This is a genomic window from Benzoatithermus flavus (genome assembly GCF_037908215.1).
GTDB classification, from domain to species: domain Bacteria; phylum Pseudomonadota; class Alphaproteobacteria; order Geminicoccales; family Geminicoccaceae; genus Benzoatithermus; species Benzoatithermus flavus.
This window is the reverse complement of record NZ_JBBLZC010000024.1, coordinates 1-18,279: the sequence shown is the minus strand read 5'-3', so window position 1 is coordinate 18,279 and position 18,279 is coordinate 1. Positions and strand designations below refer to the sequence as shown.

21 protein-coding genes are annotated in these 18,279 nt (G+C 70.1%); 10 read left to right on the top strand and 11 right to left on the bottom strand.

Annotated features, from left to right (window positions below):
• Positions 1-9: 9 nt before the first annotated feature.
• From greA to U1T56_RS19220, 3 genes are all read left to right on the top strand, one after another.
• Positions 10-486 carry a transcription elongation factor GreA gene (greA, locus tag U1T56_RS19230; protein ID WP_418161118.1) on the top strand — a complete coding sequence of 159 codons (477 nt, stop codon included), beginning with the start codon at positions 10-12 and terminating at the stop codon, positions 484-486.
• 144 nt (positions 487-630) lie between these two features.
• Positions 631-1,575: a thioredoxin-disulfide reductase gene (gene trxB, locus U1T56_RS19225; RefSeq protein ID WP_418161117.1), complete on the top strand. Its 945-nt coding sequence runs from the start codon at positions 631-633 to the stop codon at positions 1,573-1,575.
• 43 nt (positions 1,576-1,618) lie between these two features.
• The gene (locus U1T56_RS19220; protein WP_418161116.1) at positions 1,619-2,524 is read left to right on the top strand and encodes a LysR family transcriptional regulator; all 906 of its coding nucleotides are present in this window, start codon (positions 1,619-1,621) and stop codon (positions 2,522-2,524) included.
• A gap of 486 nt (positions 2,525-3,010) precedes the next feature.
• Here U1T56_RS19220 and U1T56_RS19215 read toward each other — a convergent pair whose 3' ends face one another.
• Both U1T56_RS19215 and U1T56_RS19210 read right to left on the bottom strand, forming a co-directional pair.
• A complete protein-coding gene (locus U1T56_RS19215) occupies positions 3,011-3,394 on the bottom strand; it encodes a chaperone modulator CbpM (protein WP_418161115.1) in 384 nt (127 codons plus the stop codon).
• Positions 3,391-4,314 (bottom strand): DnaJ C-terminal domain-containing protein, encoded by a 924-nt coding sequence (locus U1T56_RS19210; RefSeq protein ID WP_418161114.1) that lies wholly within the window; start codon positions 4,312-4,314, stop codon positions 3,391-3,393. Before U1T56_RS19210 ends, U1T56_RS19215 begins: the two co-directional genes overlap by 4 nt.
• Positions 4,315-4,465: 151 nt before the next feature.
• Between U1T56_RS19210 and U1T56_RS19205 the strand changes: the two genes are divergently transcribed.
• A complete protein-coding gene (locus tag U1T56_RS19205; protein ID WP_418161113.1) occupies positions 4,466-4,639 on the top strand; it encodes a hypothetical protein in 174 nt (57 codons plus the stop codon).
• Positions 4,640-4,740: 101 nt separating this feature from the next.
• Positions 4,741-5,532: an NAD(P)-binding domain-containing protein gene (locus U1T56_RS19200; RefSeq protein ID WP_418161112.1), complete on the top strand. Its 792-nt coding sequence runs from the start codon at positions 4,741-4,743 to the stop codon at positions 5,530-5,532.
• A gap of 26 nt (positions 5,533-5,558) precedes the next feature.
• Here U1T56_RS19200 and U1T56_RS19195 read toward each other — a convergent pair whose 3' ends face one another.
• The 9 genes from U1T56_RS19195 to U1T56_RS19155 form a co-directional block, all read right to left on the bottom strand.
• On the bottom strand, positions 5,559-5,762 hold the full coding sequence (locus U1T56_RS19195; RefSeq protein WP_418161111.1) for a hypothetical protein: 204 nt from the start codon (positions 5,760-5,762) through the stop codon (positions 5,559-5,561).
• 33 nt (positions 5,763-5,795) lie between these two features.
• Positions 5,796-6,683 (bottom strand): HTD2 family dehydratase, encoded by an 888-nt coding sequence (locus U1T56_RS19190; protein WP_418161110.1) that lies wholly within the window; start codon positions 6,681-6,683, stop codon positions 5,796-5,798.
• Entirely contained in the window at positions 6,680-7,855 is a 1,176-nt protein-coding gene (gene metZ / locus U1T56_RS19185) for an O-succinylhomoserine sulfhydrylase (protein WP_418161109.1), read from the bottom strand. Before metZ ends, U1T56_RS19190 begins: the two co-directional genes overlap by 4 nt.
• Positions 7,856-8,028: 173 nt before the next feature.
• Complete coding sequence (locus U1T56_RS19180; RefSeq protein ID WP_418161108.1) at positions 8,029-9,105, bottom strand: quinone-dependent dihydroorotate dehydrogenase; 1,077 nt, start codon at positions 9,103-9,105, stop codon at positions 8,029-8,031.
• Complete coding sequence (cysQ, locus tag U1T56_RS19175) at positions 9,102-9,863, bottom strand: 3'(2'),5'-bisphosphate nucleotidase CysQ (protein WP_418161107.1); 762 nt, start codon at positions 9,861-9,863, stop codon at positions 9,102-9,104. The genes U1T56_RS19180 and cysQ overlap by 4 nt, the downstream gene beginning before the upstream one ends.
• Positions 9,864-10,102: 239 nt before the next feature.
• Positions 10,103-10,810 (bottom strand): fumarylacetoacetate hydrolase family protein, encoded by a 708-nt coding sequence (locus U1T56_RS19170; protein ID WP_418161106.1) that lies wholly within the window; start codon positions 10,808-10,810, stop codon positions 10,103-10,105.
• A gap of 106 nt (positions 10,811-10,916) precedes the next feature.
• Positions 10,917-11,900, bottom strand: coding sequence for a threonine ammonia-lyase (locus U1T56_RS19165; protein ID WP_418161105.1), 984 nt, complete (start codon positions 11,898-11,900; stop codon positions 10,917-10,919).
• Between the two features lie 5 nt (positions 11,901-11,905).
• Entirely contained in the window at positions 11,906-12,607 is a 702-nt protein-coding gene (locus U1T56_RS19160) for a haloacid dehalogenase type II (RefSeq protein ID WP_418161104.1), read from the bottom strand.
• A gap of 13 nt (positions 12,608-12,620) precedes the next feature.
• The gene (locus U1T56_RS19155; RefSeq protein WP_418161103.1) at positions 12,621-14,669 is read right to left on the bottom strand and encodes a lytic transglycosylase domain-containing protein; all 2,049 of its coding nucleotides are present in this window, start codon (positions 14,667-14,669) and stop codon (positions 12,621-12,623) included.
• 129 nt (positions 14,670-14,798) lie between these two features.
• On the opposite strand from U1T56_RS19155, the gene dapA reads away from it, so the two are divergent.
• The 5 genes from dapA to U1T56_RS19130 form a co-directional block, all read left to right on the top strand.
• The gene (gene dapA, locus U1T56_RS19150; protein WP_418161102.1) at positions 14,799-15,674 is read left to right on the top strand and encodes a 4-hydroxy-tetrahydrodipicolinate synthase; all 876 of its coding nucleotides are present in this window, start codon (positions 14,799-14,801) and stop codon (positions 15,672-15,674) included.
• A 7-nt stretch (positions 15,675-15,681) separates the two neighbouring features.
• Positions 15,682-16,152, top strand: a complete 471-nt coding sequence (gene smpB, locus U1T56_RS19145; RefSeq protein WP_418161101.1) for an SsrA-binding protein SmpB — start codon at positions 15,682-15,684, stop codon at positions 16,150-16,152.
• 95 nt (positions 16,153-16,247) lie between these two features.
• Positions 16,248-17,126: a flagellar motor stator protein MotA gene (motA, locus tag U1T56_RS19140; RefSeq protein ID WP_418161100.1), complete on the top strand. Its 879-nt coding sequence runs from the start codon at positions 16,248-16,250 to the stop codon at positions 17,124-17,126.
• A 4-nt stretch (positions 17,127-17,130) separates the two neighbouring features.
• A complete protein-coding gene (locus U1T56_RS19135; RefSeq protein ID WP_418161099.1) occupies positions 17,131-18,048 on the top strand; it encodes a flagellar motor protein MotB in 918 nt (305 codons plus the stop codon).
• A gap of 20 nt (positions 18,049-18,068) precedes the next feature.
• On the top strand, positions 18,069-18,279 hold a 211-nt coding region (locus U1T56_RS19130), incomplete at its 3' end, for a hypothetical protein (RefSeq protein ID WP_418161098.1).

The following is an 18,279-nucleotide window of genomic DNA, read 5'->3' as shown; positions in this document are numbered from 1 at the left end:
CGGCGCATTATGACCAACAAGATCCCGATGACGCCGGAAGGGCACGCCCGACTGAGCGCTGAGCTCAAGCGCCTCAAGACGGTGGAGCGGCCTGCGGTCATCAAGGCGATCGCAGCTGCCAGGGAGCATGGTGACCTGTCGGAGAACGCGGAGTACCACGCTGCGCGCGAGCGGCAGGGCTTCATCGAGGGGCGTGTCATGGAGCTCGAGGACAAGCTCGCGCGCGCCGAGGTGATCGACATCAACAAGCTCAGCGGCACCAAGGTCATGTTCGGCGCCCGCGTGAAGCTGGTCGACGAGGAGACGGACGAGGAGATCGCGTACCGGGTGGTCGGCCCCGAGGAGGCCGACATCCAGGCGGGCCTGCTCTCCATCCAGTCGCCGCTGGCGCAGGCGATCCTGGGCAAGGAGGCGGGCGACAGCGTGGAGGTGAACACGCCCCGCGGCGTACGCTACTTCGAGATCATCGAGGTCGGCTACAACTGAGCATCGAGCGTGCCCGAGGAGCTTTGCGGGCTCCTGGGCACCGGCGCTCGGGACGCCCCGATCCCGAGCGCCGGGTGTCTGGCGGCAGATCGTTAAAACGTTATATTAGGCGCAGCCCGACCGGCGGAGCCGAGCACGACGAGCATGACCGCGACCAAGCATACCAAGGTTCTCATCATCGGTGCCGGCCCGGCGGGTCTCACGGCGGCCATCTACGCCGCGCGCGCCAATCTCCACCCCATCGTCGTGCAGGGGCTGCAGCCCGGCGGCCAGCTCACCATCACCACCGACGTCGAGAACTATCCCGGCTTCGCCGAGGTGATCCAGGGCCCCTGGCTCATGGAGCAGATGGCGAAGCAGGCCGAGCATTGCGGTGCGGAGCTCGTCTTCGACCTCGTCACCGAGGTCGACCTCTCGGCGCGGCCGTTCCGTGCCAGGACGGACGGCGGCAATCTCTATCTCGGCGAGACGCTGATCATCGCCACCGGCGCCCAGGCGCGCTGGCTCGGGCTCGAGAGCGAGCGGCATTTCTCGGGTGCTGGCGTGTCGGCCTGCGCCACCTGCGACGGGTTCTTCTTCCGCGGCAAGACGGTGGCGGTGGTCGGCGGCGGGAACACGGCGGTCGAGGAAGCGCTCTATCTGGCGCAGATGTGCCAGAAGGTGACGCTCATTCACAGACGCGACGCGCTCAGGGCCGAGAAGATCCTCCAGGAGCGGCTGTTCCGGCACCCCAAGATCGAGGTGCTCTGGAGCCACACGGTCGAGGAGGTGCTCGGCACCGAGGCCCCCAAGGCGGTGACGGGCGTGCGGGTGAGGCACGTGCGGACCGGCGAGCAGCACGTCCTGCCGGTGGACGGCCTGTTCGTCGCAATCGGCCACGACCCGGCGACGGCCCTGTTCCGGGGCCAGCTCGACATGGACCCGGACGGCTACATCCTGACCCGGCCCGGCAGCACGCAGACCAGCGTGCCGGGCGTGTTCGCCGCCGGCGACGTGCAGGACAGGATCTACCGTCAGGCCGTGACGGCGGCAGGCTCGGGCTGCATGGCCGCCCTGGATGCCGAGAGGCATCTGGCCGAAATCGCATGAGGCCGGCTGGGGCCGATAGAGGCGGAGAGCAGGGTAGCGGGCGATGATGGATTGGGATCGGGTGCGCGTGTTCCATGCCGTGGCGCAGGCCGGCAGCTTCACGCGCGCCGCCGAGCGCCTGGGTCTGAGCCAGTCGGCGATCAGCCGGCAGATCGGCGCGCTCGAGGAGGATCTGGGAACACCTTTGTTCCACCGTCACGCCCGCGGACTCGTACTGACCGAGCAGGGCGAGATCCTGCTGCAGGCCGCGAGCGAGGTCGCGAAGCGCATGGCGAGCGTCCAGGCCGCGCTCGGCGAGAGCCGCGATGCGCCGGCGGGGCATCTGCGGGTGAACGCGACCGTCGGGATCGGCACGGTCTGGCTCGTGGCGCACCTGCCGGAGTTCCTGAACCGCTATCCCGAGATCACCGTGTCGCTCGTGATCAGCGACGGCGACGTCGATCTCAGCATGCGCGAGGCGGACGTCGCGATCCGTGTCGCCCGCCCGACCCAGCCCGACCTGATCCAGCGGCGGCTCATGACGGTGCACACGCACATCTACGGCTCGCCGGCCTATCTCGAGCGCCACGGCGAGCCGCAGACGGTGGACGATCTCGACCGGCATCGGCTGATCGCCTACGGCGACGATCCCGGCGTACCGGTCGCGAGCCTCAACTGGGTGCTCACCGCCGGCCACGAGGACGACGACGCTCGGCCGCTGCGCAAGGCGACCCTCAAGGTCAACAACGTGTTCGGGATGCTGCGCGCCGCGGAGAGCGGCCTCGGCCTCGCCTCGCTGCCGGATTATCTGGGCTCGTCCAGCGCACGCCTGCAGCGGGTTCTGCCCAACCTCGAAGGGCCGAGCTTCACTGCCTACTTCGTGTACCCGGAAGAGCTCAAGACCTCGAAGCGCGTCTCGGTCTTCCGCGACTTCCTGCTGCAGAAGGTCGCCGAGCAGGCGGTATGGTAGCAGCCATGACTCGCTTGCATAGGAGATATGCAAAACCGAGGGCCGCCCGGCGGCCGACCCCTCTAGCCAAAGAGATTATCGGACACTAATTTGTGCATTGCAGCAAGGGCGTGGTTCTGGGTGCCTCTGCTGCGAGCAGGCTCGCATCCGTGGGCCTGGCATGCTTCAGGCGCAACGCCTGAGGTTCCCTCTCCCAGACGTTTAGCCTCCCTGATCTACTTGGCCGGGCCTTCGTGCCCGGCTTTTTTCTTGGCTCGGCTGTTTTTTCCGATCCGGCTCGGACCTTAGGTATGGTCCGACCGGAAGTCAAGCACTGCTGTGCCGCCGCAACAGTCCGCAAGAAGGTGCACGCGAGCGACGATAGATCGCGACCGACGGCCTCCGGACGGGGAACTTTTTCGAATTAGCCTCTGACGATACAATCAGAGGCCGCGATCGCCTTTCGAGAGATATCGCCCGATGGGATCCAGCCATCCCGGTCTGCGCTCAGGGCGCCTCGCGTTCCGCAGCGCCTGCCCCGGCTCCATCCTCGACCTCGTCGAGCTCGCGCAGGAGCACACGGCAGCGCGCGAGCACGCTCCTCTGCAGCTCGACCGGGGTCTCGCCGAGCGCTCGTGCCAATGCCATGAGCGCCCGGCGCAGCCCGTACACCTCGTCGATGAGAGACAGCACGACCGGCATCGTCTCCTCGTCGATTCCGAGCTCGTGCCGCAGCTCCCGAATCAACCGCAGGCGCGCCACGTCGACCGATCTGAACCCGAAGCCACCTTCCTGCGGATCGGGCCGAACCCAGCGCGCCTCGATCCAGGCGGCCACCTCGGTGCGGTCGAGGGTGCCGAGCTCGGCCAGAACGTCCTCGAGGCTCTTCACGACCGGATCTCCCGTGCCAGGTTCTCGCGCGGATCGTAAGGATGCGCCCGCTCCCAATTCTCGATCAGGCGTTCGAGCTCGGCGTCCACATGGGGCGGCAGCTTTATCTCGAGCCGGACATACTGATCGCCGTGACCATGAGCGCGTGGCAGGCCCTTGCCACGAAGCCGGAGCGTCTTGCCGCTGCTCGTGTGCTTGGGGATGGTCATCTTGACCGTCCCGTGGAGCGTCGGCACCTCGATTTTGGCGCCATGGATCGCCTCGGCGAGCGTCACGGGTAGGGTCAGGTGGATATCGGCTCCCTTGCGCTCGAAGCGGGGATGCGGCCGGATCCCGATCTCGATCAGCGCGTCGCCGGGCGGACCGCCGCCGAGCCCGGGAGCGCCCTTGCCCTTGAGACGCAGTACCTGACCTTCCTCCACCCCCGCCGGAATGCTCACCTCGACGGTGCTGCCGTCCGCGAGCGTGACGGGTAGCCTGGCGCCACGCACCACGTCCTCGAGCCCGACCTCGAGGTGGTAGCGCATGTCGGCCCCGCGCATCCGCATGCCGCGTGCCCCGCCGAAGCCGCGGCCGCCGAACAGCTCCTGGATCATCTCCTCGAGGTCGGCCGCCTCGGCGAAGCCGCCGGCATGGCTGTACTTGGCGCCGCCGGGACCTTCGGCGAAGTCGCGGTAGAAGTGCTCGCGCATCCTGGGCGCCCCGCTTGCGTCGATCTCGCCGCGGTCGAACTTGGCGCGCTTCTCGGGGTCGGACAGGAGCTCGTAGGCCGCCGAGATCTCCTTGAACCGCTCTTCCGCCTCCTTGTCGCCGGGGCGCAGATCGGGATGGTTCGCCTTGGCAAGCTTGCGGTAGGCCGAGCGGATCTGCTCGGCCGAGGCGTCCCGCGCCACGCCCAGGACCTCGTAGGGATCACGCATGCAGCAGGCTCTCCCGCGATTCACCCGTCATGGCCTCGGTTAGCCCGCCACAGCCGGTCGACGCAACGTGCTTTCCAGCAAGATCGGGCTTTGCGCTGCGCTGTCGATGTGGCACCTTCGCCATGGTCCCAAGCCATCGGGAGAGAAGCCCATGCGCACGGCCATCCTCGCTCTCGCCCTCGTCGCCGCGAGCGGCTCCGCCTGGGCGTGCCCCGCGCACCCGCAGCAGACGGCAGGAAACGACCAAGTGGTCGCGTCCTCGGGCAATCAGGCGCCGAGCACGCCGATTCCGCCCAGACAGAGCCAAGGAGGTGGCAAGAGCTGAGCGATGGCCGGCCCGAGCCGGCCGAAAATCCGCTCCGGCTCTTTTCCTCCTTCGCGACGCGCCTAAAGTTCCCTTCGTCCTCTTGAACGTTGGGAGGTGGCGTGCGCATCGGCCTGATCGGAAATCATCGCGCCTTCGCCGAACGGCTCGGCGAGGCCGGTATCGATCTCGTCGTCCATCCTGCCGAGACCGCCAACAAGGCGGGCCTGGATCGTTCTGGCATCGCCATCGTAGACCGCTACGAGGCGTTCTTCGCCGAGCTCGAGCACCCGCGCCTGTTCCTGCTCGACCTGCCGCTGGGTGCCGCGATCGACCGGACCATCGACGAGGCCTACGTCACCATGGAGCCCGGCGACGTCGTGCTCGATCCGTCGGGCAGCTATTGGGGCGACACGCTCCGCCGCTTCCGACGCATGCGCCACCGCTCGCTGTTCTATGTCGACCTGGCGCTCCTGGGCGAGATCCCGACCGGCATCGTGCTGGCTGCGGGCGATCGGCGCGGGATCGAGCTCGCGACCCCTTTCCTCGAGCGTCTGGCCCGACCCGATGGCGTGATCTGCGCCGGAGGGGCCGGGGCCGCACATTACGCGCTCATGGTCCGCGACGCCGTCGCCACCTCGGTGGTACACGCCCTGAGCGAGGCGCGCCAGCTGCTCGAGGCCTATCCGAACGATCCCGAACCCGATGCGGTGGCCGGCGCGTTCTGGCCGGCGGGACCGCACCCTGGCCCACGCGCTTCCTGGGTTCTCGACGACGCGGTTCGGCTCGAGGCCGCGATCCCGCTCCTCGCCCAGGGCATCATGCTCGAGATCGCCCATGCGCTCGACGAACACCGTTCCCGAGAGCCGGCGCCGCGCGTGGGCCCCTTCGTGCACCCCGACGACATTCTCTAGCGGCTGGCCTCGCCCGGCACGCGCGCCTAACGCTTCTCGGGATTCTGGCGCTCGCGTTTCGGGACGCCGGCGCCGGTATCGCTGGTCCAGGCTGGCGGGTCGCTCGCCGGGAACGATTCGTCGATGGCCTCGTCGACGATGTCATCGTGCTGGACGTCCTTGTCCTCGTCGAGGGTCTGGCCGTGGTGCTGCGCCGGACGCTCGTCCCGCTTCGGTGCGGCAGTCGTCATGCTGACGGGCTCCTGAAGTCTGGCATCACCCGATCAACCGCCAGGGAGATGCGGGGTTTCCTCGGAGAGAGCCCCGGCGAGGGTCGCTCGGGCCTCCATGGCGAGCCGGCCGTCGTTGCCCGTGGCCCATAGCCGCACCTCCGCGCCGTCCGCTGCGGGTTTCCCGTGCACCGTGAGCGCTTCGCCCGCGAACAGGGGTGCCTGCGCCCGGTAGGCGAAGTGGCAGAGCGATGCCTCGGGCCGCTCGCGGCGCAGGAGATCGAGCAGCAGCGTAGCGATCAGCGGCCCGTGGACGACCAGCCCCGGATAGCCCTCGACCTCGGTGGCGTAGGGTCGGTCGTAATGGATGCGGTGGCCGTTGTAGGTGAGCGCCGAGTAGCGGAAGAGGAGCACCTCGTCCGGCCGCCACTGCCGCTGCCAGACAGCACCGGCGGGGGCCGGCGGCGGGCCAGCGGCTCCTCGCACCGGCGGCTCGCGGTAGACGATGTCGTGCTCCTCGATCACGGCGAGCCCTTGGGGACCCGTGAGGCGGTGCTCGACCAGCACGAAGACGAGCGGTCCCTGCCGCCCGGTCTTGGGCGTGATTGCCTTCACGGCCGAGACCTTCGCGATCTCCTGGCCGACGAGGAGCGGCCGCTCGATCCGGAGCCTGCCGCCGGCCCACATCCGTCGCGGCAGCGGCACGGGTGGCAGGAAGCCGCCCTTCCTCGCATGACCGTCCGGGCCGGTGGCGTCGGCATGGACCACGGGCAGATGGTAGAGCTGGTGCCAGAACGGCGGCAGCGGCTCGCCCCGCCCCGGCGGATCGTTCCGGCCGAGGGCGGCGGTGAGCGCCGCCGCCGGCCAGGGGTCGAGGACGTCGACCCGGTGCTCCTCGCGGCCGAGCCAGGCTTCGGCCGCCTCGAGATCGGATGGCGTCATGCGCGCAGCGCCTGGTCGAGATCGGCGATCAGGTCCTCCGGGTCCTCGAGCCCGATCGAGAGTCGCAACATGTCCTCGGTGATGCCGATGGCAAGCCGTTCGGCTGCGGCGATCTTGGAGTGGGTGGTGCTGCCCGGATGGGTGATCAGGGACTTGGCGTCGCCGAGATTGTTCGAGATCTTGATCAGCTCGAGGCGGTTCATGACCGCGAACGCCTCCTGCCGGCCACCGCCGACGCGGAACGCCACGAGCGTGCCGCCGGCGCGCATCTGGCGCTGGGCGAGTGCCCGCTGCGGATGGCTCTCGAGGCCGGGATAAAGCACCAGCGGCACCTTCGGGTGCGCTTCGAGGAAGCGGGCGATCCGGCCGGCCGCTTCGGTCTGGGCGCGCACCCGCAGGCCCAGCGTCTCGAGCCCCTTCAAGAGTACCCAGGCATTGAACGGGCTGAGGCCGGGCCCGGTGTTGCGCAGATAGGGCTGGAGCACGTTCTTCTTGAGCTCGGCGTCGCAGCAGATCAGCCCGCCGAGGCAGCGGCCCTGGCCGTCGATGTGCTTGGTGGCGGAGTAGACGACGATGTCGGCTCCCAGCTCGAGCGGCTGCTGTAGGATCGGCGTCGCGAACACGTTGTCGACGATCACCTTGGCGCCGGCACGGTGCGCGAGCTCGCTCACGGCAGCGATGTCGACCAGCTCGAGTGTCGGATTGCCCGGCGTCTCGAGGAAGACGAGATCGGCCTTGCGGCTGAAGGCCCGTTCCCAGGCGGCGAGATCCTTGCCGTCGACCAGCTCGACCTCGATGCCGAAACGCGGGCAGAGCTGAGTCAGAATCCAGTGGCAGGAGCCGAACAGCAGGGCCGAGCCGACCACCCGCATGCCGGAGCGGAGCTGGCTCATGAGCACGGCGTGGACCGCGGCCATGCCGCTCGCGGCGGCGATGCACTCTTGCGAGCCCTCGAGCAGCGCCATGCGCTCTTCCAGCATCCGCACCGTGGGGTTGCCCACGCGCGAGTAGGTGTAGCCCTCCTGCGTCTCGGCGAAGCGGGCTTCCGCGTCCTCGGCGCGCTCGTAGGTGAAACCCGAGGTAAGGAACAGCGCCTCCGAGGTCTCGCCGAACGGCGAGCGTTGGGTGCCGCCATGGACGAGGCGGGTCTGCGGGCGCCAGGAACGGGACATCGGCACGGATCCTTCGCAAAACGACAACGCCCCGGCCGGTGAGCGGCCAGGGCGTCGTTCGTCCCGGCCTTTTAGCGGTTCCGGCGGACGCCGAGGCATCCGTCGCGTGGCCCGCAAGCCGGCCGGCTCAAATCACCACGCTGGGCTGCTTCTAGGGGAGCCGGCCGATGCGGTCAACGCCGCTCGTCCGCCGCCGCGAGCGCTCGGGCATGGCATCCGACCGCATCGCCGATGTGCGCGAAGCCGTCGCGGGCGAGAAGGGCGTCGAGCTCCTCGAGGATACGCCGCACGATGCCGGGACCCTCGTAGATCAGGGCGGTATAAAGCTGGACGGCCGAAGCACCCGCCCGGATCTTGGCGTAGGCGTCGGCCCCGGTCGCGATGCCGCCCACCCCGATCAAGGGCACCTTGCCGTCGAGCAGGAGCGCCATGCGGGCGAGAAGGCGTGTGGAAGGTGCGAACAGCGGCCGGCCGCTCAGGCCGCCGCTCTCGCGCGCGAGCGGCGAGCGCAGGTCCGGCGATCGGACGACGGTCGTGTTGGAGACGATGAGCCCGTCGATGCCGTGGAGAACGGCGAGCTCGGCGATGCTCGCCTCGTCCTCGGGCTCGAGGTCGGGTGCTATCTTCAAGAACAGGGGTCGCGCCGTGCCCGAAGCCGTCTCGAGGCGCTTTCGCGCCGCCACGAGCCCGCCGAGGAGACCGTCCAGCGCCTCGCGCTTCTGCAGTGCCCGCAGGCCCGGCGTGTTGGGCGAGGAGACATTGACCGTGACGTAGTCGACGAGCGGGTAGAAGGTCTCGAGTCCGCGGACATAATCGGCCAGAGGATCGCTCGCGTCCTTGTTCATGCCGATGTTGACGCCGACGATCCCACGTCCAGGGTCGCGCCCGCGCAGGCGGGCCGCCAGCGCCGCGGCACCCTCGTTGTTGAATCCCATGCGGTTCACGATCGCCCGGTCCTCGGCGAGGCGGAACAGGCGCGGCCGCGGGTTGCCGGGCTGCGGCCGCGGGGTGACCGTTCCGACCTCGACGAAGGCGAAGCCCTGGCGCAGGAGCGCCGCATAGGCTTCGCCGTTCTTGTCGAAGCCCGCAGCCAGACCCAGCGGGTGCGGCAGATCGAGCCCGGCGAGCCGGGTGTGCAGGCGCGGCCGCACCGGCAGCCGCCGTGCCGGCAGCCAGGGCAAAAGCCGGATCGCCGCGCGGTGCGCGGTCTCGGGCGGCAGCAGGTGCAGGAGACGGACGGGATCGCTCACGCGCCGTAGGCGATAAAACCCGGGTTGCGGAAGCCGGGCTTGTGGTAGAGGAAGGGCTCGCCCGAGGTGGTCGCGACCCGGCCGCCGGCGGCGCGTAAGATCGCATGGCCCGCCGCCGTGTCCCACTCCATGGTCGGCCCGAAGCGGGGATAGACGTCGGCCTTGCCCTCGGCGACGAGGCAGAACTTGAGCGAGCTTCCGGCCGAGACCGTGTCCTCGATGCCCTGCTGCTTCAGCCAGGCGTCGGTCGCGGCATCGCGATGCGAGCGGCTCGCGACCGCGACCATCCCCTCGGCCGGGCGCGGCCGCGCCCTGATCCGGGCGACGGCCCCGTCCTGGCGCCGGCAGGCACCCTGGCCGACGGCCCCCCACCAGGCGAGGCCCTTGGCCGGCGCCAGCACCACGCCCAGGACCGGCTGGCGGCTCTCGATGAGGCCGATATTGACCGTGAACTCGCCGTTCCGCGAGAGGAACTCCTTGGTGCCGTCGAGCGGGTCCACGAGCCAGAACGGACCGTCGCCGACCTCGGGCACGCGCCCTGCCGCCACCTCCTCCTCGGCCACGATCGGGATCCCGGGCGCGAGCTCGCGCAGGCCCGCGAGGATCACCGCCTCGCTCGCCTCGTCGGCTGCGGTCACGGGCGAGGCATCGGCCTTGACCCGAGCCTCGACGCTGCCCCGATAGTGCTCGAGGATCACGGCCCCGGCTCGCTCCGCGATCGCGATCACCTCGGGCAGCAGCAGAGTCGGAGCGAGCATGGGCGTTTCTCTGGCAGTGGTCGGTCCGGGCCGCGCGGTATCAGGTCGGGTGCTCGCTGTAAAGCCGCCGCGGTTTTCCACAAGGAGCTGGATAAGCCTGTGCATCGACCTGTGAGGAAACGGTGACCGTTCCAGGGCGAGAACATCGCGGCCGATCCTTCCCTTGGGGAAAACGTGCACGACGCGCCCGAGCCCCAGGCGGGATCGGGCCAGCGGCCGTGCAGAAGGCTGTTGAATCCTCAGCCCGCCGGGCCGATCCGGACCTCCAGAACCGGCAGATCGGCAGCACCGGCGCGCAACACGTCGCCGGGTCGCACCGCTCCCACCCCGGCGGGCGTGCCGGTGAAGACGAGATCGCCCGGCAGCAGCCGGTCGCAGCGCAAAAGCTCGGCCGTGATCTCCTCGACCGACCAGATCATCTGCGCGAGATCCCCTTCCTGCCGGCAGGCGCCGTTCACCTCGAGCCAGATACGGCCCGAGCGGGGATGGCCGGCCCGTTCGGCCGGGACCAGCGGCCCCATCGGTGCGGCACCCCGGAACGACTTCGCGAGGAACCAGGGGCGGGCCAGCTTCTTGGCCTCGGCCTGGAGATCGCGCCGGGTGAGGTCGATGCCGACGGCATAGCCGAAGATGGCCGCCCGGAGCGCATCCGGCGCGGCGGAGGCCGGCTCGCGGCCGATGGCGACGACGAGCTCGACCTCGTGGTGGAGGTTCTGGGTCAGCGGAGGATAGGGGACGACCGGGTCGGTCGTGACGGCGTCGGGGGCCTTGTTGAAGAAGAACGGCGGCTCGCGAGCATCGTGGCCCATCTCGCGGGCGTGCTCGGCATAGTTGCGGCCGACGCAGAGCACGCGGCGCACAGGAAACAGCCGGCCGTCCCCACCGGCCACCGGGACGCCCGTGATCGAAGGCTCGAGGACATAACCGCTCGTGGGTCCTGCTGTCATAGGCTCATCCGTTCGGATCGAGGCGACGGGCGGCCCTTCCGCCCACCTGCGGCCTCGCCTCTACCATCCCATCGCAGACGGAGCCAGCGAGCGGCCCGGCGGCCGTTCAGGAAGCCTCGGCCAGGATGCGCGCGAACAGTGCCGCGTCGACGTTGCCGCCGGACAGCACCACCCCGATCGTCCGGCCTTGCGTGTCGAGCTTGCCGGAAAGAGCCGCCGCGAGCGCCACGGCCCCGCCGGGCTCGACCACGAGCTTGAGATGGCGGAAGGCGAGCCGGATCGCCTCGGCGACCTCGGCATCCGTGACCACGAGCCCGCCTTGGAGCAGCCGCCGGTTGATGGGAAACGTCACCTCGCCCGGTGTGGGTGCCAGGAGGGCATCGCAGAACGAGGCGGCGCCGGGCTCGTTCGCGAGCCGCGTTCCTGCCGCGAGCGAGCGGGCATGGTCGTCGAAACCCGCGGGCTCCACGCAGTAGACGGCGATCCCGGGCAGGCAATGGATGAGGGCGACGGCGCAGCCGGCGACGAGCCCGCCGCCGCTGCTGCAGACCAGTGCCGCATCGAGCTTGGCACCGCGGCGGGCCGCCTGCTCGGCCATTTCGAGCCCGAGCGTGCCCTGCCCGGCGATGACGAGCGGATCGTCGTAGGGCCGGATCAGCACCGCGCCGGTGCGGGCCGCGATCGCCTCGCCGATGGCCTCGCGGCTCTCGCGCCAGCGGTCGTAGGTCACGACCTCGGCCCCCAGCGCGCGCGTGCCCTCGAGCTTCATGCGCGGGGCATCGTCCGGCATGACGATCGTGGCCGGGATCCCGAGCAGGCGGGCCGCCAACGCCACGCCCTGCGCGTGATTGCCCGAGGAGTAGGCCACCACGGCCGGCGGCCGCAGCACCGAGATGGCGTTGTAGGCGCCGCGGAACTTGAACGAGCCCGTCCGCTGCAAGGGCTCCGCCTTGAGCAGGAGGCGCCCGCCCACCATAGCATTGAGAGCATCGCTCTCGAGCAGCGGCGTCTCGACGGCCACGCCGCGCAACCGGTCGGCCGCGGCCAGCACGTCGCCGAAGGCGACGGGAAGCGAGGAAGGCTCTGACATCGGGCTCAGGCTCCCGTCACGGCGTCGTCGGTCGCGAGCCCCAGAAAGCCCGGCAGCTCGTCGAGGCCAGCTATCGCGCGAACCGGCTCGCCCGGCAAGCGCTCGTCGGGGGCTCGCATCCGGTTGACCCAGACGGTGCGAAAGCCGAACGAGGCGGCGCCGTGCACGTCCCAGCCGTTCGACGACAGGAAGACGATGTCCGGGGCGGCGAGGCCGAGCCGCGTGGTCGCGAGGCGGTAGACCTCGGGCGCCGGCTTGAAGACACCGACCTCCTCCACCGACAGCACCTCGTCGAGCAGATCGGCGATGCCGGCGGCCTGCACCGCGTCGCGCAGCATGTCGGGGCTGCCGTTCGAGAGAATCGCGGTCCGAACGCCATGGCGCTGCAAGGCGCGCAGCATCGCCGGAACCTCCGGGTATGGTGCCAGCTGCCGATAGGCTGCGAGCAGTCGGCTGCGCAGCGCCGCATCTTCGAGGTTCAGCGCCTGGAGCGCGAAGTCGAGGCTGTCCTGCGTGACCTGCCAGAAATCGGCATGCCGGCGCATCAGCGAGCGCAGCCAGCTATATTCGAGCTGCTTCCTGCGCCAGAGCGCCGAGAGTTCGACGGCGCGCTCCCGGCCCAGCGCCGCGCTCTCGGCCGCGAGCGCGGCGTCGACGTCGAGGAGCGTGCCGTAGGCGTCGAACACGCAGGCCACGGCAGCGGGCATCGCGACCTCTCCCTCAGGACGCGGGCTTGCGGCGAGGCACCAGGGGACCGTCGCCGTCCGAGGCCGTGCGTGCCTGGACCGGCCGCGGACCCGACAGGAGCGCTCGGTACATGCCGCGCCCTTCCAGCACACGTTGCACGTAATTCCTGGTCTCGGCGAACGGAATCTGCTCGATCCAGTCGATCAGGCGGTAGCGATCGGCGCCGCGCGGGTCGCCGTGCATCGCGAGCCACGTGCTCACCCGGCTCGGACCGGCATTGTAGGCAGCGAGCGCCAGGACGGGCTCGTCGTCGTAGCGGTCGAGCTGCTTTCGCAGATAGAGAGCGCCCAGGCGGACATTGTACTCCGGATCGCGCACGAGGCGGGCCTTCTGGAACGGCAGGCCCAGCTCGCGCGCTACCGCCTCGGCCGTGCCCGGCATGAGCTGCATCAGCCCCAGCGCCCCGACCGGGCTCCTCGCGGCGGGGTCGAACAGGCTCTCCTGTCGTGCCAGACCGAGGAGCAGCGCCGGCTCCGGCATGCCGTCGCGATGCTCGTGGAAGGCGCGGACCCGTGGCAGGGGAAAGGCATCGCGGACCAGAAAGGCACCGTTGCCGGCAGCCGCCTTGACGGCCGTGAGCACGAGATCGGCCCGGTCGCAGCTACGCGCGAGCTCGACCACGGCCTTGAGCTCGTCGACCCGATCCGCCGCCTCGTAGCCGAGATGGCGGAAGAAGGGCTGGGCGTAACGGAACTGATTCCAGGTGCAGAACAAGGAAGCGAGCTGGGCGGACGTCCGGCGCCGCAGCGCCTCGCGGGCGGTCGGGGAGGCGGAGGTCGGAGGACCGATCCGGTCGGCGATGTCGATGCCCAGCTCCTCGGCGGCGAGCTGGCCGTAGAAGCTCGTGGGATACTGCGCCGCACGCCCGTACCAGTCGTGAGCGGCCTTGCGGTCGCCGTCGGCCGCAGCGGCACGGCCGGCCCAGTAGGCCGCCCGTGCCCGGCTGATCGGTGTCGCGACCGCGGGCCACATCCGCTCGAAATGACGGCGGGCCTGCCGCGGGTCGTCGAGAAAGCGCAGGACCAGCCAGCCGGCGAGCCATTCGGCCTCAGCGAAGGGAGCCCCCTCCTTCTGTCCGTGGCTGGTGGCGAGGCGGTAGGCGAGCCGGTACTCGTGCTCGTCGATCGCGTCGCGGATGGCACGCTGCTGGACGGCCCACCAGCGCTCGGGACGCCCGAGATCGGCCGGCGGGTCGAGCAGGATCTCGCGCACGCCGGCCTCGTTGCCCTTCTCCTGGCGCCATTGCAGCCGGTCGAACAGGAGCCCGGGATCGCGCCGCAGCTCGGGCGGCACGTCGGCGAGCGCGGCCTCGACCGTGGCATCGGAGAGCTGCAGCTTGAGGCGAGCCAGGGCGAGGAGCCGCTCCTTGCCGCCCACGCGGGGCAGCATCCGGCGCGCCTGCTCGATCTTCCCGTCCCAGAGCAGCCGGTCGAGCCGGGTGGCATGGTCACGCGCCTGCAGGAAGCCGCCGAACTGGTCGAGGAAGAAGCTCTCCTCGCCGGCCGAGAAGTCGTCTTGAACCCAACTCTTGCGCAAGAGCGCCGCGGCCTCGGCCTGCCTGCCGGCGGCGAGCAGCGCCTGGGCGTAGCGGACGCGGCCCTGGCGGGTGCGCGGCGGTCGGTCGGCGAAGAAGGCGAGCCGCTCCTCGAACGACACCCCCTCGTCGATCGTCTCCTCGGCGCGCGCCTGCAGCGTGCCGAGGCTGGGCCAGTCGTCGCTGCGGCGCAGAAAATCCGCATAGGCGGCGAAGGCCGGCCGGTCGTCGCTCTCCAAAAGCTCGCGCCAGCGGAAGTAGCTCCCGAGCTGCGGCACGCCCACGTCCTCGGCGAGGTGCCGCGCCCATTGCCAGTCGCCCTTCTCGGCCGAGAGCAGCGCCTGCTGCAGCCTGGCCCCGGGCTCGACCCCGGCGGCCCGCACCGGCGGCGGGGCCGTGGCCACACCCAGAAGGAGAAGAGCGGCCGCGACGCTTCCCCGCCGCCGCGGCATCGCCCGCCCGATCCGCGCGCATCGTCCCCTGCTCACCCGAGGCTCCCTTCCGCCCGGCCACGATCGCAGCCAGCCCTGGCACGGCCGCGGCTTGTCGGTCCTGCCACGGCCGTTTATGGTCCGACGTCATCAAATCGTCGGTTAACGACCGGAAGGCGGAACGACATGTTTTACGGTTCGATTGTGGCGCTCGTCACGCCGTTCCGCAATGGGATGCTCGACGAGCGCGCCTTCCAGGACCTCATCGAGTGGCACCTGGCCGAAGGCACGCACGGCTTCGTACCGGTGGGCACCACCGGCGAGAGCCCCACGCTCAGCCATCCCGAGCACGAGCGGGTGATCGAGCTCTGCATCGAGGCGACCGCGCGCCGCGCCCCGGTCATCGCCGGCACCGGCTCGAACTCCACCGAGGAGGCGATCAGCCTGACCCGCCACGCCAAGCGGGCCGGCGCCGATGCCGCGCTGATCGTCACACCCTATTACAACAAGCCGACGCAGGAGGGCCTCTACGCCCACTACAAGGCGATCCACGACGCGGTCGACCTGCCGATCGTCATCTACAACATCCCCGGCCGCAGCGTCGTCGACATGACGCCCGAGACCATGGGCCGGCTCGCGAAGCTGCCCAACATCGTGGGCGTGAAGGACGCGACCGGCGACATCGTCCGCCCGCTCCTCACCTTCCAGAGCTGCGGCCCCGAGTTCTGCCAGCTCTCGGGCGAGGATGCGAACGCCCTCGCGTTCCTGGCGCACGGCGGGCACGGCTGCATCTCGGTGACGGCCAACGTGGCGCCGCGCTTGTGCGCGCAGATGCACGAGGCCTGGCGCGCCGGCAAGCCCGAGGAGGCGCTGGCGATCCACCGCAGGCTGATGCCGCTCCACAAGGCGCTGTTCTGCGAGACCAGCCCGGCACCGGCGAAGCATGCGCTGAGCCGGCTCGGCCGCTGCACGGGCGAGCTGCGCCTGCCGCTGGTCGAGATCGGCGAGCGGTCGAAGGCGCTGGTGGACGCGGCGCTGGAGGCGGTGGGCCTCCTCGGCTGAGCGCGTCATGGCCAAAAGCAACGAGGGCCGCCGGGTGGTGGCCCAGAATCGGCGCGCGTTCCACGACTACGCCATCGAGGAGCGGTTCGAGGCGGGACTGCAGCTCACCGGTACGGAGGTGAAGTCGCTGCGCGAGGGGCGCGCCACCATCACCGAGGCGCACGCGGGCGAGATGGGCGGGGAGCTCTGGCTCTTCAACGCCTTCATTCCCGAGTATCACGGCGGCAACCGCTTCAACCACGAGACCCGCCGGCCGCGGAAGCTGCTCCTGCGCCGGCGCGAGATCGCGCGCCTGTTCGGCGCGGTGCGGCGCGAGGGCATGACGCTCGTGCCGCTCTCGCTCTACTTCACGCCGCGCGGCTGGGCCAAGGTCGAGCTCGGGCTCGCCAAGGGCAAGAAGCTCCACGACAAGCGTGCCGCCATCAAGGAGCGCGACTGGCAGCGCGAGAAGCAGCGCCTGATGCGCGCGGGCGGCTGAGAGGCTCCGCACCGCCCGGCTGGCACGGGACCGGACACCCATTCTTAACCCGCGGCCGGTAAACGGGAGGACGTCAGCGTCACTCGGGGCCGTGGATGCTTGCGATCGTCGGTGTCCTTCTCGTCGTCGGCATGGTCTTCGGCGGCTACGTCCTGGCCGGCGGCAAGTTCGGCGTGATCCTGAAGGCGCTGCCGTTCGAGCTCATGATGATCGGCGGCGCCGCCATCGGCAGCTTTCTCATCGCCAACAAGGGCGATGTGGCCAAGGGCGCCCTTCTGGACCTGCGCCGCGTGATCTCGGGCCCGCACTGGCGTCAGGAGGACTATCGCGACCTCCTCTCGCTCATGTTCATGATCGTCAAGCTCCTGAAGCTCAAGGGGCCGCTCGCGATCGAGGCGCACGTCGACAACCCGCGCGACAGCGTCCTGTTCGGCCGTTTCCCCAGGATCCGCGACGACCATTTCGCGCTCGCCTTCATGGCCGACACGCTGCGCATGATGACGATGAGCATGGACGATCCCTACCAGATCGAGGAGTGCATGCAGCGGCAGCTCAAGAAGCACCACGCCGAGCTGCACGCGCGCGCGGCGGCGCTGCAGAGCATGGCGGACGCCATGCCGGCGCTCGGGATCGTCGCGGCCGTGCTTGGGGTCGTGAAGACCATGGCCGCGATCGACCAGCCGGTGACGATCCTGGGCGCCATGATCGCCGGAGCGCTCGTCGGCACCTTCCTCGGCGTGTTCCTGAGCTACGGCTTCGTCGGCCCGATCGCGGCCAAGATCAGCCAGAGCTACGAAGAGGACGCCCAGTTCTACGCCATCATCCGCGACTGCCTCGTCGCCTATCTGCACGGCCATTCGGCGCCGATCGCCGTCGAGCTCGCGCGCGGCAATGTCCCGACCACGCTGCAGCCGAGCTTCCAGGCGATGGACGAAATCCTCTCGGCCCTGCCGGCCGATCCGCTGGCGGCCTGAGGCCATGGCCAGGAGCACCGCCTCCCGTCCGCTCGTGATCCGCCGCGTCAGCGAGGACGGACGCCATGGCCACCACGGCGGCGCCTGGAAGGTCGCCTACGCCGACTTCGTCACGGCGATGATGGCCTTTTTCCTTCTGCTCTGGCTCCTCAGCAGCGCCAGCGACAAGACCAGAAAGGGCCTCGCCGACTTCTTCAGCGATGCGACGGTCGATATCGGTCCGCCCGGGGGTGCGGGCGGCGTCCTCGCCGGCATGACGCCTCTGCCGAACCCTCTGCCGTCGCCGCCGGGCCCACTCCTGGAACGGCGCCTGGCTCTGCCGCGGCCGGAGCAGGATCCGGCCGAGCTCGGGCTGGCCCAGGCGGGTGACGGACCGGAGCTCGCGCCGGCGCCCGGGAGCGCCGGCCAGGACGAGGCAGCCCAGTTCGACCATGCCCGCTCGGCCATCCTCATGGCGCTCGAGACCTCGCCGGAGCTGCGCCCTTTCGCGGACAGCCTCCTGATCGACGAGACGCGGGAAGGGCTCAGGATCCAGATCCTGGATCGCGAGCAGGCACCGATGTTCCCGCTCGGCAGCGACGTCATCTACCCCCATGCGAGGAAGCTCCTGGAGGCGGTCGTGCGGGCGATCGCCGACCTGCCGCAGCGGATCTCGATCCGCGGCCACAGCGACGCGCTGCCGTTCGCTCCTCATACCGGCTACGACAACTGGCGGCTTTCGGCCGATCGCGCCAACGCCACACGGGAGGCGATGACCGAGGCCGGTCTCGAGCCGAGGCGCATCGCCGAGGTGGTGGGCAAGGGAGATGCGGAGCCGCTCGCTCCCGACCGCGCCTACGATCCGCGCAACCGCCGCATCTCGATCGTCCTCCTGCGCACGCCCCTGCCGGATTCGCCCGATGCGTCCATGGCGATCGAGTGAACGGGCTCGGACTCTGCGCGATGCTGCTCGCCCGACGCCTCGACGGAGACGGCAGGAGCACGAAGGTCGACCGGGAGCGGCAGGGCCGTCGGGCGGAGGGGCTCGGCCGCACGAAGGTTCAGCGCCAGGTGCTGGACTACTACCATGCTCTCCGGCGCGAGCGCTACCACGCCCCGGTCGCGCCGCGGGCGCGGGTGCCGGCGCATCCGGCGGTCGATCCGGCCGCGAAGG

Bases quoted from the DNA above. Each gene is read 5' to 3' on its own strand.
- cysQ (WP_418161107.1), bottom strand. From the start codon at position 9,863: ATGCTCGCTCCGACTCTGCTGCTGCCCGAGGTGATCGCGATCGCGGAG.
- metZ (WP_418161109.1), bottom strand. From the start codon at position 7,855: ATGTCCCGTTCCTGGCGCCCGCAGACCCGCCTCGTCCATGGCGGCACC.
- smpB (WP_418161101.1), top strand. From the start codon at position 15,682: ATGGCCAAAAGCAACGAGGGCCGCCGGGTGGTGGCCCAGAATCGGCGC.
- U1T56_RS19220 (WP_418161116.1), top strand. From the start codon at position 1,619: ATGATGGATTGGGATCGGGTGCGCGTGTTCCATGCCGTGGCGCAGGCC.
- U1T56_RS19190 (WP_418161110.1), bottom strand. From the start codon at position 6,683: ATGACGCCATCCGATCTCGAGGCGGCCGAAGCCTGGCTCGGCCGCGAG.
- motA (WP_418161100.1), top strand. From the start codon at position 16,248: ATGCTTGCGATCGTCGGTGTCCTTCTCGTCGTCGGCATGGTCTTCGGC.
- U1T56_RS19135 (WP_418161099.1), top strand. From the start codon at position 17,131: ATGGCCAGGAGCACCGCCTCCCGTCCGCTCGTGATCCGCCGCGTCAGC.
- trxB (WP_418161117.1), top strand. From the start codon at position 631: ATGACCGCGACCAAGCATACCAAGGTTCTCATCATCGGTGCCGGCCCG.
- U1T56_RS19165 (WP_418161105.1), bottom strand. From the start codon at position 11,900: ATGTCAGAGCCTTCCTCGCTTCCCGTCGCCTTCGGCGACGTGCTGGCC.
- dapA (WP_418161102.1), top strand. From the start codon at position 14,799: ATGTTTTACGGTTCGATTGTGGCGCTCGTCACGCCGTTCCGCAATGGG.
- U1T56_RS19160 (WP_418161104.1), bottom strand. From the start codon at position 12,607: ATGCCCGCTGCCGTGGCCTGCGTGTTCGACGCCTACGGCACGCTCCTC.
- U1T56_RS19195 (WP_418161111.1), bottom strand. From the start codon at position 5,762: ATGACGACTGCCGCACCGAAGCGGGACGAGCGTCCGGCGCAGCACCAC.
- U1T56_RS19170 (WP_418161106.1), bottom strand. From the start codon at position 10,810: ATGACAGCAGGACCCACGAGCGGTTATGTCCTCGAGCCTTCGATCACG.
- greA (WP_418161118.1), top strand. From the start codon at position 10: ATGACCAACAAGATCCCGATGACGCCGGAAGGGCACGCCCGACTGAGC.
- U1T56_RS19205 (WP_418161113.1), top strand. From the start codon at position 4,466: ATGCGCACGGCCATCCTCGCTCTCGCCCTCGTCGCCGCGAGCGGCTCC.
- U1T56_RS19210 (WP_418161114.1), bottom strand. From the start codon at position 4,314: ATGCGTGATCCCTACGAGGTCCTGGGCGTGGCGCGGGACGCCTCGGCC.